Source organism: Thiofilum sp. (genome assembly GCF_016711335.1).
GTDB lineage: Bacteria > Pseudomonadota > Gammaproteobacteria > Thiotrichales > Thiotrichaceae > Thiofilum.
Genome location: NZ_JADJTF010000001.1, coordinates 3,793,132 through 3,807,491, shown reverse-complemented (window position 1 = coordinate 3,807,491; position 14,360 = coordinate 3,793,132). Strand labels below are relative to the sequence as shown.

General features: G+C 44.3%; 14 protein-coding genes. 8 read left to right on the top strand and 6 right to left on the bottom strand.

Annotated elements, in window-relative coordinates:
• Nucleotides 1–37: 37 nt before the first annotated feature.
• Genes IPL34_RS17825 through IPL34_RS17815 form a run of 3 tightly spaced genes read right to left on the bottom strand, consistent with a single transcriptional unit; the run spans nucleotide 38 to nucleotide 2,008 of the window.
• The gene (locus tag IPL34_RS17825) at nucleotides 38–1,075 is read right to left on the bottom strand and encodes a peptidylprolyl isomerase (protein ID WP_296842847.1); all 1,038 of its coding nucleotides are present in this window, start codon (nucleotides 1,073–1,075) and stop codon (nucleotides 38–40) included.
• Nucleotides 1,076–1,083: 8 nt separating this feature from the next.
• Nucleotides 1,084–1,383, bottom strand: a complete 300-nt coding sequence (locus IPL34_RS17820) for a YciI family protein (RefSeq protein ID WP_296842846.1) — start codon at nucleotides 1,381–1,383, stop codon at nucleotides 1,084–1,086.
• Between the two features lies 1 nt (nucleotide 1,384).
• Nucleotides 1,385–2,008, bottom strand: a complete 624-nt coding sequence (locus tag IPL34_RS17815; RefSeq protein ID WP_296842845.1) for a septation protein A — start codon at nucleotides 2,006–2,008, stop codon at nucleotides 1,385–1,387.
• 62 nt (nucleotides 2,009–2,070) lie between these two features.
• Here IPL34_RS17815 and IPL34_RS17810 point away from each other — a divergent pair, with 62 nt between their 5' ends.
• From IPL34_RS17810 to scpB, 5 genes are read left to right on the top strand one after another with little or no spacing between them, the layout of a single operon-like run.
• On the top strand, nucleotides 2,071–2,697 hold the full coding sequence (locus IPL34_RS17810; RefSeq protein WP_296842844.1) for an L-threonylcarbamoyladenylate synthase: 627 nt from the start codon (nucleotides 2,071–2,073) through the stop codon (nucleotides 2,695–2,697).
• A gap of 9 nt (nucleotides 2,698–2,706) precedes the next feature.
• On the top strand, nucleotides 2,707–3,366 hold the full coding sequence (locus tag IPL34_RS17805) for a site-2 protease family protein (protein ID WP_296842843.1): 660 nt from the start codon (nucleotides 2,707–2,709) through the stop codon (nucleotides 3,364–3,366).
• Nucleotides 3,367–3,395: 29 nt separating this feature from the next.
• A complete protein-coding gene (locus IPL34_RS17800) occupies nucleotides 3,396–4,616 on the top strand; it encodes a tryptophan--tRNA ligase (protein ID WP_296842842.1) in 1,221 nt (406 codons plus the stop codon).
• On the top strand, nucleotides 4,609–5,412 hold the full coding sequence (locus tag IPL34_RS17795; protein WP_296842841.1) for a segregation/condensation protein A: 804 nt from the start codon (nucleotides 4,609–4,611) through the stop codon (nucleotides 5,410–5,412). Before IPL34_RS17800 ends, IPL34_RS17795 begins: the two co-directional genes overlap by 8 nt.
• Nucleotides 5,413–5,424: 12 nt before the next feature.
• Nucleotides 5,425–5,970, top strand: coding sequence for an SMC-Scp complex subunit ScpB (gene scpB, locus IPL34_RS17790; RefSeq protein WP_296842840.1), 546 nt, complete (start codon nucleotides 5,425–5,427; stop codon nucleotides 5,968–5,970).
• A gap of 80 nt (nucleotides 5,971–6,050) precedes the next feature.
• On the opposite strand, the gene IPL34_RS17785 is transcribed toward scpB, so the two are convergent.
• The 3 genes from IPL34_RS17785 to IPL34_RS17775 all read right to left on the bottom strand — a co-directional run bounded on the left by IPL34_RS17785 (nucleotide 6,051) and on the right by IPL34_RS17775 (nucleotide 8,841).
• A complete protein-coding gene (locus tag IPL34_RS17785; protein WP_296842839.1) occupies nucleotides 6,051–6,944 on the bottom strand; it encodes an energy-coupling factor ABC transporter permease in 894 nt (297 codons plus the stop codon).
• A 128-nt stretch (nucleotides 6,945–7,072) separates the two neighbouring features.
• Complete coding sequence (nikR, locus tag IPL34_RS17780; RefSeq protein WP_296842838.1) at nucleotides 7,073–7,558, bottom strand: nickel-responsive transcriptional regulator NikR; 486 nt, start codon at nucleotides 7,556–7,558, stop codon at nucleotides 7,073–7,075.
• Between the two features lie 374 nt (nucleotides 7,559–7,932).
• Entirely contained in the window at nucleotides 7,933–8,841 is a 909-nt protein-coding gene (locus IPL34_RS17775; protein ID WP_296842837.1) for a DUF4344 domain-containing metallopeptidase, read from the bottom strand.
• 137 nt (nucleotides 8,842–8,978) lie between these two features.
• Here IPL34_RS17775 and cydD point away from each other — a divergent pair, with 137 nt between their 5' ends.
• From cydD to IPL34_RS17760, 3 genes are all read left to right on the top strand, one after another.
• Nucleotides 8,979–10,733, top strand: a complete 1,755-nt coding sequence (gene cydD / locus IPL34_RS17770) for a thiol reductant ABC exporter subunit CydD (RefSeq protein WP_296842836.1) — start codon at nucleotides 8,979–8,981, stop codon at nucleotides 10,731–10,733.
• Complete coding sequence (gene cydC / locus IPL34_RS17765) at nucleotides 10,730–12,379, top strand: thiol reductant ABC exporter subunit CydC (protein WP_296842835.1); 1,650 nt, start codon at nucleotides 10,730–10,732, stop codon at nucleotides 12,377–12,379. Before cydD ends, cydC begins: the two co-directional genes overlap by 4 nt.
• Before the next feature lie 370 nt (nucleotides 12,380–12,749).
• Nucleotides 12,750–14,351: a cytochrome ubiquinol oxidase subunit I gene (locus IPL34_RS17760; protein WP_296842834.1), complete on the top strand. Its 1,602-nt coding sequence runs from the start codon at nucleotides 12,750–12,752 to the stop codon at nucleotides 14,349–14,351.
• The last annotated feature ends 9 nt before the right edge of the window (nucleotides 14,352–14,360 follow it).

Here is a 14,360-nt window from a genome sequence, read left to right as displayed (position 1 = left end):
CTCAGTAAACTGAGTATCTTGTAAATACCTAGCCGAGTTATTGTTTCTTTTCTTCGGCAGGTTTAGTTTCAGCCGCAGGTGCTGCTTCAGCAGGCTTAGTCTCGGCGGGTTTAGCTTCCGCAGCGGGTGCTGCCTCAGCAGGCTTAGCTTCCGCAGCGGGTGCTGCTTCAGCGGGTTTAGTTTCGGCGGGTTTGGTCTCTGGTAATAACACTTTGACATCCGCTTTATCACGTAAGGAACGCATATGAGCAATCATTTTTTCTTGCTCTAATAGGCGTTGCAATTGTGGTTTGATTTGCTCTAAATCGGGCAGTTTGACATCGCGCTTTTCTTCTAACTTAATGATATGCCAGCCGAATTGAGTTTGCACTGGTTCTTTACTGATGGTGTTAGCTTCCATTTTACTAACGGCTTCAGCAAAGGGAGGAACCATAGAGTCGGGACTAAACCAGCCTAAATCCCCCCCCATCGGACCAGAAGGACCGGTAGACGCTTTTTCAGCTACCTTGGCAAAATCAGCGCCCCCATTCAGTTCTTTTAACAATGCATCCGCTTCTTCTTTGGTTTTCACCAGAATGTGACGGGCTTTGTATTCAAATTTAGGGGTATCGCCTACCCGTTTATCATAGGCCGCTTTTAATTCCTCATCGGTGAATTTAAAAGAGGCTGCGGTATCTTGCATCCACGCATTCAGTACTAATTTATCTGAGAAGTCTTTGAGCTTATCTTTAATATCTTGACGCTCGGCTAGACCTGATTTTTGGGCTTCTTGGCGAGCCAATTCGGTAGCAATTAAGTCATCCAGTACACTTTTCTCATCGACCTCACCCGGCGCTGAGCGCTTGACCATTTCCATAATGGAATCCAGTTGGGTGCGGGTAATAGCGATTCCATTCACCATAGCGACAGCCGTTTCAGCCGGTGCTGCTTTAGTATCGCTAGCAGCAGGAGCTGCTGCCGTTTCAGCAGGCTTGGTGTCAGCAGGTTTAACACCTTCGGCAAAAGCAGCAGGAACGGTGATGAATTGCAGCCCTAATAAGCCCGTTGCTATTAGTGTACTGAGTTTTAAGTGCATGTTTAACCTCATGGTAATACTTTTTTAAATGGTTTAACCACTACTTGTTGGTAGACGCCAGCGCTCACATACGGATCAGCATTAGCCCATGCCTGTGCATCCGCAAGGGAATCAAAACTGGCGATAATCAGACTGCCAGAAAAACCAGCAGTTCCGTGATTTTCGCTATCAATCGCCGGATTAGGACCTGCTAGCAGCAACCTACCTTGGTTTTGCAGTGCTTGCAGACGCTCCACGTGCGCAGGACGCGCCGCGAGTCGCTTCTCTAAACTATTTTCGGTGTCTTCGCCAACTATCGAGTACCACATATTATTTATCCTCGGCTGTATTTAAGGCATGACGCTGTAGATACAGCGCTTGAGCAATAATAAACACAAAGGTTAAGCCCAACACACCAAATAGTTTGAAATTAACCCAAGTCTCTTCGCTAAAGCCATAAGCCACTATTAAATTTAAAATCCCTAAGACGATAAAAAATCCAACCCACAGGTGATTCACCTTAAACCAGATAGGAGCGGGAACTTGTAAAGCTTTGCTCATCATGCGTTCGACTAAGGGTTTACGTTCTCCTACGAACTCGCTGCCTAAGAATACAGCAGCAAACAGCCAATTGATAACCGTTACTTTCCAAATAATGAAATTGCCATCACGAAAAGCCAGCGTGAGCGAACCAAACGCAAGGAGTAGTACTAAAGAGATAAGGTGCATGCGCTCTAGTTTACGATAGATCAAATAGTGCACTAGATTTTGCAGCAAGGTGGCGATAATAATCCCCAGCGTCGCCATTAAAATCGCGTGTTTAGGTTCTCCGGGCGTAAGCTCTACTAAAGGCAGCCTATTAGCTAGCTCTATCCATTGAGGCGGAAGATCACCATAAAATTTGTAAATGAGAAAAAAGATAACAATCGGAAAAAAGTCAAATAATTGTTTCATAGAATGAGTCTGGCTATCCTGTGATAGACTTTAAAGTATCCATTGTAAACGATAAATCATACATGAGTCAGTTCTTACCTATTCATCCTGAAAATCCACAAAAGCGCCTTATCCGTCAAGCCGTGGAGCAGATTAAAGACGGTGCGGTGGTGGTGTTTCCCACCGATTCGAGTTATGCCCTAGGTTGTCATATGGGTAATAAAGAGGCTATGGAGCGTATTCAGCGCATTAGACGCCTCAATGACAAGCATAATTTCACTCTGTTGTGCCGCGATCTGTCAGAAATCTCTAATTATGCCATGGTCGATAATATTAATTATCGGCTGCTTAAAATGCTGACTCCTGGGCCTTACACGTTTATTTTAAAAGCCTCTAAAGAAGTGCCACGGCGTATGCAAACCCCTAAGCGTAAAACCATAGGCTTACGCATTCCTGACCATATTGTGACTCAAGCTTTATTACAGGAACTCAATGAACCATTGATGTCAGTCACACTCATTATGCCCGATGATCCTTTACCTTTAACCGATCCCTATCAGATTCAGGTGTTATTAGATAATCAAGTGGATTTGATTATAGATGGAGGGTTTTGTGGGCAAGAACCTACTACCGTATTAGATTTAATGGCAGAGCCGCCCGAAGTCTTGCGTCAAGGTAAGGGAGATATTAAATGGTTAGTGGGTCATTAGGAGTGTTAAATGGGTGATTTATCCCTTGAAGAAATTATTTATAAGTTCGCGGTATGGGCATTGCCTGTCCTGTATGCGATTACCTTACATGAGGTCGCACATGGTTGGGTAGCGAATAAACTAGGTGACACCACCGCTAAAATGTTAGGGCGCTTATCGCTTAATCCACTCAAACACATTGATCCGATTGGCACGGTGTTAGTTCCAGTGATGTTATTGTTGATCAACTCACCGTTTTTATTCGGTTGGGCGAAACCTGTTCCGGTCAATTTTAGAAACCTTAAAAATTATCGCCGCGATATGATGATAGTAGCTGCGGCAGGACCTACGGCTAATTTACTCATGGCCTTAGGTTGGGCGTTCTTATTATGGTTATTTTATCTAGTCATACCCGATCCTAATGTGCAGAGTGGTTTAATGCAGATGAGTATTGCAGGTATTTTGATCAATTTAATTTTGATGGTATTTAATTTGCTCCCTATTCCACCACTTGATGGGGGGCGGGTATTATCGGGTTTAACCTCAGCGCGGATTAGTCAAGCCCTTGATCGTATTGAGCCTTATGGCATGTTTATTATTTTAGGCTTGTTAGTCATAGGGGTATTGCCTATGATTCTCAACCCAGTCGTGGGTAGTCTGTTCGGTTTACTTACTGCTTGGTTGAACTAAAGTAACTTTTTCGGATATAAGGAAACATCGTGGCAACGAGTTTATTAAGTAATCAACGTATTGTGTCAGGGATGCGTCCCACTGGCCGCTTGCATTTAGGTCATTATCATGGCGTGCTCAAAAACTGGGTCGAAATGCAAACTAACAATGAGTGCTTTTTCTTCGTTGCTGATTGGCATGCTTTAACCACTCATTACGAGCATACTGAACAGATTTCTACCCATGTGGAAGATTTAGTAATTGATTGGCTAGCGGCGGGTATTTCGCCTAAAGAGGCGACTATCTTTGCTCAATCGCATGTGCCAGAACATGCTGAATTGCATTTATTGCTCTCCATGATCACGCCATTGGGCTGGCTAGAACGAGTTCCTACCTATAAAGATCAACAGGAAAAACTCAAAGAACGTGATTTATCCACCTATGGCTTTTTGGGTTATCCCTTACTACAAGCAGCCGATATCTTAGTTTATAAAGCGGATTGTGTGCCCGTAGGCGAAGATCAGGTCGCGCATATTGAATTAACCCGTGAAGTGGCACGGCGCTTTAATCATTTATACGGTCGTGAGGCGGGTTTTGAGGAAAAAGCCGAAGCTGCGATCAATAAAATGGGCAAAAAAGACGCTAAGCTTTACCGCGAATTACGTAAACGCTATCAAGAGCAAGGCGATGCCGAAGCGTTAGCTATTGGACGAGCGTTATTAGCCGAGCAGAAAAATATTTCACTAGGTGATCAAGAACGCTTACTAGGCTATCTAGATGGTGTGGGCAAAACGATTTTACCCGAACCCCAAGCTGCCTTGACCAAAGCGTCTAAAATGCCCGGTTTAGACGGTCAAAAAATGTCTAAATCCTATGGGAATACTATTGCTTTACGTGAGCCGCTGGATCAAGTCGAGAAAAAAATTCGTACTATGCCCACCGATCCGGCTCGTGTACGTCGCACGGATGTCGGTAATCCAGACAAATGTCCGGTGTGGGAATTACATAAGGTTTATACCGATGCGAGTACTCACGAATGGGTACAAAATGGTTGCCGCAGTGCGGGTATTGGCTGCATTGAGTGCAAAGGTCCGGTGATTGAAGCGGTGAAAGCTGAACTCAGCGTGATTCAAAACCGTGTAGCCGAATACGAAAGCAATCGTTCCTTAGTGCAAAATATCCTCCATGAAGGCGCTGAAGCCGCACGACGTGTAGCAAGGCAAACGATGGACGATGTGTTAGACGCCATTGGTTTTACCCACCGTGCGTGAATTAAATGACGAGGCGAGTATTCCACTCGCCTTAGTCTATGGCGAACCCCTGACCACGCTACCTAATGATCTGTATATCCCTCCTGATGCGTTGGCCGTGGTACTTGAAGCGTTTGAAGGTCCTTTAGATTTATTACTGTATTTAATTCGCCGCCAAAATCTAGCCATCAGTGATATTCCGATTGCAGCGATTACTGAGCAATACATGGCCTATGTCGAATTAATGAAGGAATTTAATCTCGATTTAGCCGCCGAGTATTTAGTGATGGCAGCTTTACTAGCCGAAATTAAATCGCGTGCCTTATTGCCTATTGAGCCAACTGCACTAGACGATGAATACGATCCACGCATGGAACTGATTAAGCGCCTGAAAGAATATGAGCGCTTTAAAAAAGCAGCACACGCTTTAGAGGAATTACCGCGTTTGGAGCGTGATCATTTTGAGGCGCATACGTGGGTGGAAAAAACGGCTCAAGTCTTACCTTTGCCGGATATTGAATTGCGTGAATTAGTATTGGCGTGTCAAGCCGTGATGAAACGCGCCGATATAGCAGCCCATCACAGTATCCGGCGCGAACCTTTGTCGATTCGTGAGCGCATGACGCGGGTACTCAGTGCGTTGCAAGCTAATCCGTCAGTCCCCTTTGCAGAGTTATTTACCTTAGAAGAGGGACGCCGTGGGGTTGTGGTGACTTTAATGGCGGTATTGGAGCTATTAAAAGCGCACTTGATTGAAGTATTGCCGCAGCCCACCCCCTATGCTCCCGTGATGATTACCGCAGTCGAAGCAGTGTGAATGGACGCTAGTATGAATCACGATGCTCTGGCTCTAATTTTAGAGGCGATTTTACTCAGTAGTGATAAGCCTTTGTCTTTGGAGCAATTAGAGACTTTTTTTAGTCCTGAAGAACAGGTGACGCGTGCGGATTTGCGCCAAAGTCTAACAGAATTGCGGACTTTATGCTCTGGACGTAGTTTTGAGCTTAAAGAAACTGCTTCAGGGTTTAGACTGCAAACTAGAGCGCAGTATCAGCAGTGGGTACAACGTCACTTTGAAGAACGTCCTGCTAAGTATTCACGCGCCTTATTAGAAACCTTAGCTTTAATTGCGTGGCGGCAACCGATTACTCGCGCTGAAATTGAGGAGGTGCGAGGAGTAGCCGTGAATCCGACTATTTTAAAAACCTTACAAGAGCGCAATTGGATCAGAATGTTAGGGCATAAAGAAGTGCCCGGACGCCCCGTGCTCTGGGGTACAACTCGACAGTTTTTGGATTATTTTAACTTACGCTCGTTGGATGAATTACCTAGCTTGGAGGAGCTGAGCACTGCCAAGCTAGATGAGGTGCTTTAACTTAAGATAGGGAAGCCACTAACAAAGGATTAGTGGTCTTCCAAGGTTGAATCGAGAGTTTTAGTGTTTGAGCTAGTATCTTAAGGTTGAGTAGCTGTTTTACTCAAACTCCGCCATACAATAAACGCTACTACAAAGCTAAGCGTTACGCCTAATAATCCAGCTACTCCAGTCGATAGACTTTCGTTGCTAATGGCTGCAATGGTGTAGTCTGGCATAACACCCACAAAGGCTGGGGCAGATTCGTGTAGAAATTGATATTGCTCGCCTACCCATTCCAAACCATCAGGGAAACTAGAGGCTAAAGGACTCAGGAAAAAGCTAACCATAGCGGCAATGCCTAAAGGAATAGCGATAGACATTTTCTCACCCTTGTTAGCAAACTCATTAGCTAATACTACAACGGCTATTACAGAAATTAAGGCTTCACCTAAGCCAATCCATGCATGAGTACCTAGCATAGCAGGAAGTACTTGAGCAAAATTAATAGTTCCGGCTAGTGCTAATTCCACACTGACTGCAAAGGCAGCTAGCACCACTGAACTCCACGCGGCAAGCGTAGTAGCGATATATTTACCTAGTTTGGGTGTGAGGCTTTGTTGCAATAAGCCGCCAATACCTGCGCCGATCAATGCCATATTCAACACATTAGCGCCAAGGACGGTAATACCTCCATCAGAGAAAACTAGGCATTGAATCGTAACTACTAAGGCAATAGCGAGTATGGCTAATGGTGTTCCTAAAAAGGTAGCCGCTAGTACTCCGCCTAATAAATGTCCCGATGTGCCATTGCTAATCGGGAAATTCATCATTTGTCCAGCAAAAATCAGTGCCACAATAGCAGCAAAACGCGCAGCACTAGGGCGTGATTCAGACTTTAACGCCCACCATGTAGCGGCTATGACACCAGCAACACTAATGAGTGCAGTCACAGGACAAATAGTGCCTTGCAACATGGAATCTGGAATATGCATAACGAGTACTCCTCACTACCTTTATTGTGCGTAGTATGAAAAAAATAAAATTAGTATGAAAACACTGCAAAGTGTAATCACATGACACGTTGAAGTCACGAGGCACGAGGTAAAAGTCTAAAAATTAATTAGTTAATGGGGCGAAAATGAGCATGACTAAAAGGCTGTGCATAAGGTGCTTGACCATGACTATGTTGCATAGTTTGCACTTGTACAGGAATCATATGTAACTTGCCATGGCGCACGCCTGCTGAGCTGGTAACACGATGGGCAAAGGCTTGGACGGCAAAAACATTGCCTTTGACAATCACGGTTTCTAAGCAATTATCATGATCAAGATGCACATGCTGCATGGCTACTACTAGATCATGGTGATTATGATGCGCTGCGGTGACACGACTGCTTAGTTCACGCTCATGATGGTTATATACATAAGTCAAACTACCTACGCCATAGGTGGGGATAGCTGCATTAGGTTGCAGTTGTTCTTGTTGAAGTTGCTCACGAATTAAGTCACGTACTGCTTCGGAGCGATTAGAGTAGCCGCGTTGTGCCATAAGTTGCTCAAACTGTTGAGCGAGTTCAGCATCGAGAGAAACAGTAAAGCGCTCCATAGTTATGCTCATCCCTAAAGTTACGAAGGTCAGTATTATAACCACACACAGGTAAGCTATTAATATGGCTAACGGTCTTCCCAACGCTTTTAGTATTTACCAAGGCTTATAAGCGTGCAGCTCAAAAGAGCTTGGTCTAAGGGTAGTTAGCAAAAAAGGCACAGAGTTCGTTATCAGGAATTTGTTGGTTAGCGTAACTATCAGCTTTAAGTATCCTGCCAAAAGTAATCGTGTATTTTTAGAGCAGTCTTGGCGGCAGGGATGCCGCCTTGAAGCGTACAGGGACGTATTCACAGAGTCTGCGTAGGAAGTGCACGATTCTTTTGGCTCAAGTACTTAGTTTGTTGTTCATTCATAGCTTAATACCCTATACCCTAATACCGTTTTGCATGGCGAGAGGAGCTGGCTTTAAAAGCTACTTTGCCACGGGTTTTAGTTTTTTTTACTAGGGATTTAGGTTTGGGTTTTGCAGGTATAATAATAGTACGTGCTAAACGAGTAGAGTTAGGTTTTAAATAAGGCGTTAATTGTATACTCCAAGTCGCTAATAGTTGCTGATAGCGTTGAGTACAGTATTTATCTTGTTTTTGCAGAAATTTATGATATTTGGATAGGGCAATATGGCGCTTGGGATTACTACCATACACATGACATAATAAACGCTGTGATCTCACTATATCAACACTATGATCATCCCAATGGCTATCACTTTTAGCTTTACCATATAAACGACTGGCAATATCAAACATATCGGCTGTACTAATAGTAATTTCAGCACCACCTGAAAAAGAGTCTAATAAAATAGTAGTAGCAAAATAATCGGCAACATCTTCCTCTTTAGCAAATAAGGGGACTTTATACATATCAATAAAAGCATGCCCTAACTCATGAAATAGCACATAAATTAAGGTATCCATAGCCGCTTGAGTCGAGGATAAGCCAGTACGACTATAACGAGCACTATTAAAGAGTAAAATCATTTCTGCCATGAAATTATAGGGCACATCAATCGTATGGGTTTTTAGGTCAAATAAAGGGCCATCAAAATGACCAAAGCGCACTTGAATGGGGTAGAGTAGGCGGAATTCTTGATTAACAAATTTGGCAAAGTCTTGAATTTCAACCATTTTAGACAACAGCTGACGCATATGTGCCTCAGCAGGGGTATGGGCTTTATAAAACTGAACGCTTAAAGTAGCAGGGGCATGAGCAGCGGCAGTAGGAATGACAAACCCACTCAACAGACAGATCCAAAGTAAAGCGGCTAAAGATAAGCGTTTCATATTATAAGCTCCGTGGCCTTTTTTGTGGCATACAGGATGATGAATAACTCGATTCTAATACAGGGGCAGGGATGATTATAGAGTGCTTGTTTTGTTCCTAACCCCTAGATTTACTACCCCAATAGACTGATTTACCTATGCGTACAACCAAAACTCAAGCCTCAACTCAACTTTTGTGGTTAAAAAAGTGGCGCTCTATGGGGCAATACCCTTTAACCCTGAGTTTAGTGTTCAATGGAATAGCGGGCTTAATACTCATTCTCCAAGCGGGGTTATTAGCTTGGATCGTAGATGCAGTCTTGTTTAAACAAGCGCTACTCAGTGCCCTGACCCTAGACTTGGCTCTATTATTAGCCCTGCTGCCCTTACGTTTGGGACTTTTGTGGCTGGCTAATTTTAGCGCTACTGAAGCGGCTTTGCGTATTAAACAACAACTACGCGAGCAACTCTATACTCAGCTTCAAGTATTAGGCAGAGCGGGAATTAAGAATGAGGCAAGCGGGCAAATACTCAATACGCTAACCGATAAAGTAGAGGCTTTAGACGGATATTACGCACGCTATTTGCCTACGATGAGCAGCTTAACGTGGTTACTACTAGCTATTCTTATCACGGTAGTGAGTTTAGATTGGCTATCAGCACTCATTATGCTCGTGACAGCGCCCTTAATTCCGCTATTTATGATTTTAATTGGCCAGGGGACAGAAAAACGTAATCAACAACAATGGCAAACACTATCACGTCTAAGCGCTTACTTATTAGAAGTGCTGCAAAATATTACTACCCTGAAACTATTTAATACCAGTAAAAAAGAAGCCCAAACATTAGCACAATTATCGGATTATTATCGTATTAGTACTATGAAGGTATTGCGCATTGCATTTTTATCCTCATTGGCTTTAGAGTTTTTAGCATCGGTGAGTATTGCCTTAATAGCGGTATTCATTGGTTTTAGATTAATGTGGGGAGAAATGGATTTTTTCGCTGGATTTTTTGTGTTATTGCTAGCGCCGGAGTTTTATTTACCGCTGCGTTCGTTAGGCACGCATTATCATGCACGTTTAGAAGCATTAGGGGTATTAGATAGTATTGTTAAGTTATTAGAGTCATCTGATAGTCCAACAACAGTGGCTAAAACTGTTTCTCTACCTAGTGCTATTCAAACTATTGAGTTTAAGCAAGTGAGTATGCAATACCCAGACGAGCGTATAGGGCTTAAACATTTATCCGCGACGTTAAAACTCAATCAGTCTATTGCCATTGTGGGGGAGAGTGGTGCAGGTAAAAGTACCGTATTGCAACTCATACTAGGCTTGCAACAACCGAGTGCTGGGCAAATTGTATTAGACGAGACAGCGCTTACGCCTGCAATACGCATCGATTGGTGGCAACAGATTGCATGGATTCCACAACGCCCGCATCTGATCGCAGGCTCTATTCGAGACAATATTGCACTCGGTATTAGGGAATCCCAGCTTGATCAGGTCATTCAGGCGGCAAAGCAAGCCTATGCGCATGAGTTTATTCAAACGCTGCCTCAGGGCTATAACACCTTAGTCGGTGACGGGGGCGTGCGTTTATCAGGAGGACAAGTACAACGCATTGCTCTAGCGCGAGCGCTCTTTAAGAACGCATCGATTTGGGTAGTTGATGAGCCAACTGCGCATTTGGATGCAGAGACAGAAAGTCTAGTCCAACAAGTACTCTATCAAGTGGGACGTGAGCGTACTTTGATCATGGTAACGCATCGTTTGCCAGTGTTAGCACAAATGGATTGGATTTGGGTATTGAGCCAAGGTGAATTAGTCGCGCAAGGGAGCCATGACTATTTACTAGCGAATTCTCCTCCTTATCAATCACTCCTCCAGCAGCTTGAGGAGGTGCAGTCGTGAAAGAGTTATTACGTTTATTTGCGTTAATGCGTCCGTATTGGGGCTGGATTGCATTAGGTATTTTGCTGGCTTGGATAACCACATTAGCGAATTTGGCACTCTTGGCTATTTCGGGTTGGTTTATTAGCGCGATGGCGTTAGCGGGTGCAGTACAAGCGAGTATGAATTATTTTACGCCCGCTGCCTTAATTCGTGGGGCGGCGATTACCCGCACCGCAGGGCGCTATGCCGAGCGTTTAGTCACTCACGATGCAACGTTTAAGATTTTGGCGCAATTGCGGGTATGGCTGTATGAAAAAATTGAACCGCTAGCCCCAGCAGGTCTAGAACGTTATCACAGTGGCGACGTATTGAATCGGATTCGGGCTGATATTGAGGTCTTAAATCAAGTCTATTTGCGTCTGTTAGTGCCGAGCGTAGTAGCGCTTTTAACCTTGTTGGTATTAGTTCTAGTGTGGTGGTGGTTTGATTGGCGTTTGGCTTTGGTGCAGGTGAGTTTATTACTGGCGATTGCTTTGGGTTTGAGCACTTTGAGTTATTACGCCACTTTTAAAGTGGGCAAAGCAGCGGTACAAACACGAGCAGAGTTAAGTAGTCATTTAGTGGATGATTTAAACGCTTGGGATGAACTAGCTATTTATGGTGCATTAGAGCAGCGTCTAGAGCGTTTCCAAACATTAAACCAAGCACTGATTACCCAACAGCGTCAGGTGAATTATTGGAGCACTTTGATTCAAGCCGCTTTAATGAGTTTAGGGTATTTAGCCATTGTCTTAGTCTTGATTCAGGTCATTCCTTTAGTGAATCAAGGGCAAGTGCCGCCAGCTTACCTAGCTTTATTTACCTTACTAGCTTTAGGCAGTATGGAGATTATTCAACCACTCCCCTTAGCAGTGCAAAGTTTGGGCGAGTCGATAGCCGCCGCGAAACGTATTTTTAGTCTAGCCGATAGCCCACTCCCGATTCAGGAACCAGAACAGCCGCAAGTATTGCCGGAAGCGTTTGATTTGACGGTGCAAGACTTGAGTTTTACTTATCCCGATACTAACCAAATAGCCTTGCAACCACTGTCCTTTAGTTTAAAACAAGGCGAGAGTATGGCGCTAATCGGGCGTAGCGGGGTGGGTAAGAGTACTTTAGTGCAATTATTGACACGTTTGCGCCCTATGAGTGGTGGACAAATTTACCTCAACCAAACTCCGCTTGAACAGTTTGATTCGGAAGCAGTGCGTAGTCGCATCGCGGTGGCTATGCAAACGGTGCAATTATTCGATCAAACTATTGCCACTAATTTACGTCTTGCCAAACCGGATGCAACCGATGCGGAACTAGAGGCCGCGTGTCGCTGTGTGCTGTTACATGATTTTATCCAAGCCCAACCTCAGGGCTATGAGACATGGGTAGGAGAAACTGGCGTGCGTTTATCCGGTGGGCAAGCACGCCGCTTGACCTTGGCGCGTGCTTTATTAAAACCCGCGAGCTTTGTGATTATAGATGAACCTACCGAGGGGCTGGATAGTAATACGGCTGAGCAAGTGATGAACCAAGTATTAGCATGGATCAAGGAGCGCCAGCAAAGCCTCATTTTGATCACTCATCAGCCCTATGGACTCAAAAATGTGAATAAAATAATAAAGTTAGACTAATTTTTTGATAAAGCCAGACTAAAAGAGATAGGTATTAATAGTACCCTCTATTCCTTATGGTTTTGCTCAAGATTTTTAGGGGTAATTTGATTTTTCGCAAAGTACATTCAGTGCATCCTAGCCTAGTTTATACATTTCTGGATGCTCCCTAGAAGCAATTTAACAGAAGTGATCATTGTGGAAAAACACACGGCTAACGCTAGTAGCGCGTTAGCAAATAATCGTTATGTTTTGATTAAAATATTGATTATTTTTGATTTATTTCTGTGGTACATAAATTGCTTGTGTGAGAGCCAGTTATCTATTTATCCACTTAGCTAAACAATATACCTTGGGGTCAAGGGGGCTAAGTCACTAGGAGGCTGTAAGCATGATACCTGAAGAGATAGTCGATATATCGCGGCTGCAATTCGCACTCACCGCGCTATATCACTTTTTGTTTGTTCCCCTCACTCTAGGGATGACCTTTATCCTTGCCATTATGGAGTCTGTCTATGTCATGACGGGCAAGGAAATCTACAAAGACATGGTGAAATTCTGGGGCAAGTTATTTGGCATTAACTTCGCACTCGGCGTCACCACCGGTCTGACCATGGAATTTCAATTCGGCACTAACTGGGCTTACTACTCGCATTATGTGGGCGATGTATTTGGCGCACCCCTCGCTATTGAAGGCTTAATGGCATTTTTCCTTGAGTCTACCTTTGTGGGTATCTTCTTCTTTGGTTGGGATCGCCTGTCTAAAGTGCAACATTTAACCGTGACTTGGCTGATGGCTTTAGGGACTAATCTCTCAGCACTGTGGATCTTAATTGCAAATGGCTGGATGCAAAATCCGGTAGGCGCAGAGTTTAGTTATGAAACCATGCGTATGGAAATGACTAATTTCGCCGAAGTGCTGTTTAATCCAGTGGCTCAAGTCAAGTTCGTGCATACCGTTGCGGCAGGTTATGTGACGGGGGCGATGTTTGTATTGTCGATCAGTGCTTGGTACTTACTCAAAGGGCGCGATATTGGTTTTGCTAAGCGTTCCTTTGCTATTGCTTCAGGTTTTGGGATGGCGGCGATTTTATCGGTGATCTTACTAGGGGATGAAAGTGGTTATGAAGCAGGTGAGGTGCAAAAAATGAAACTCGCCGCCATTGAAGCCGAATGGGAAACGCATCATGCACCCGCTGGTTTTAATGTGATTGCCTTCCCTGACCAAGAAAATCGTGAAAATAGTTATGAGCTGAAGATTCCTTATGTATTAGGTTTGATTGCGACGCGCTCACTAACCGAGGAAGTCAAAGGGATTAATGAGTTAGTGGCACAAAACGAGCAACGCATTCGCACGGGTATGCAGGCTTATGCTTTATTCCTCAAGCTTAAGCGTAAAGAAGCAACAGAAGCCGACAAGCAAGCTTTTGAACAAGTCAAAGCGGACTTGGGTTATGGCTTATTGCTTAAGCGCTTTACCCCTAATGTAGTGGATGCCACCGAAGAGCAAATTAAAGCCGCCGCTTTTGATACCGTGCCACAAGTGGCCCCCTTATTCTGGGCGTTTAGAATCATGGTGGCGGCGGGTGTATGGATGCTAATGATTTTTGCATTGTCATTTTACTTCACCGCTACACGTACTGTATTTCAGAAGCGCTGGCTATTGTGGCTAGTCTTTTTGAGCTTACCCGCGCCTTGGGTGGCGGTAGAAATGGGATGGTTTGTGGCTGAGTTTGGACGTCAGCCTTGGGCGATTGGTGAGGTATTGCCTACTGCACTAGCCCCCTCTAATCTGACCTATGGTGAAATCTTATTTAGTCTAACGGGCTTCATACTGTTCTATACCGTGCTCTTGGTGATTGAAATGTTCCTAATGGTGAAGTTTGCGCGTATGGGTCCAAGTAGCCTACATACCGGACGCTATCATTTTGAAAGCCACGGTGCGGGGCATAGTGGTGCGGTAATGGCTGATCTCAAACGCGATAAGGTATAGGAGTACTGA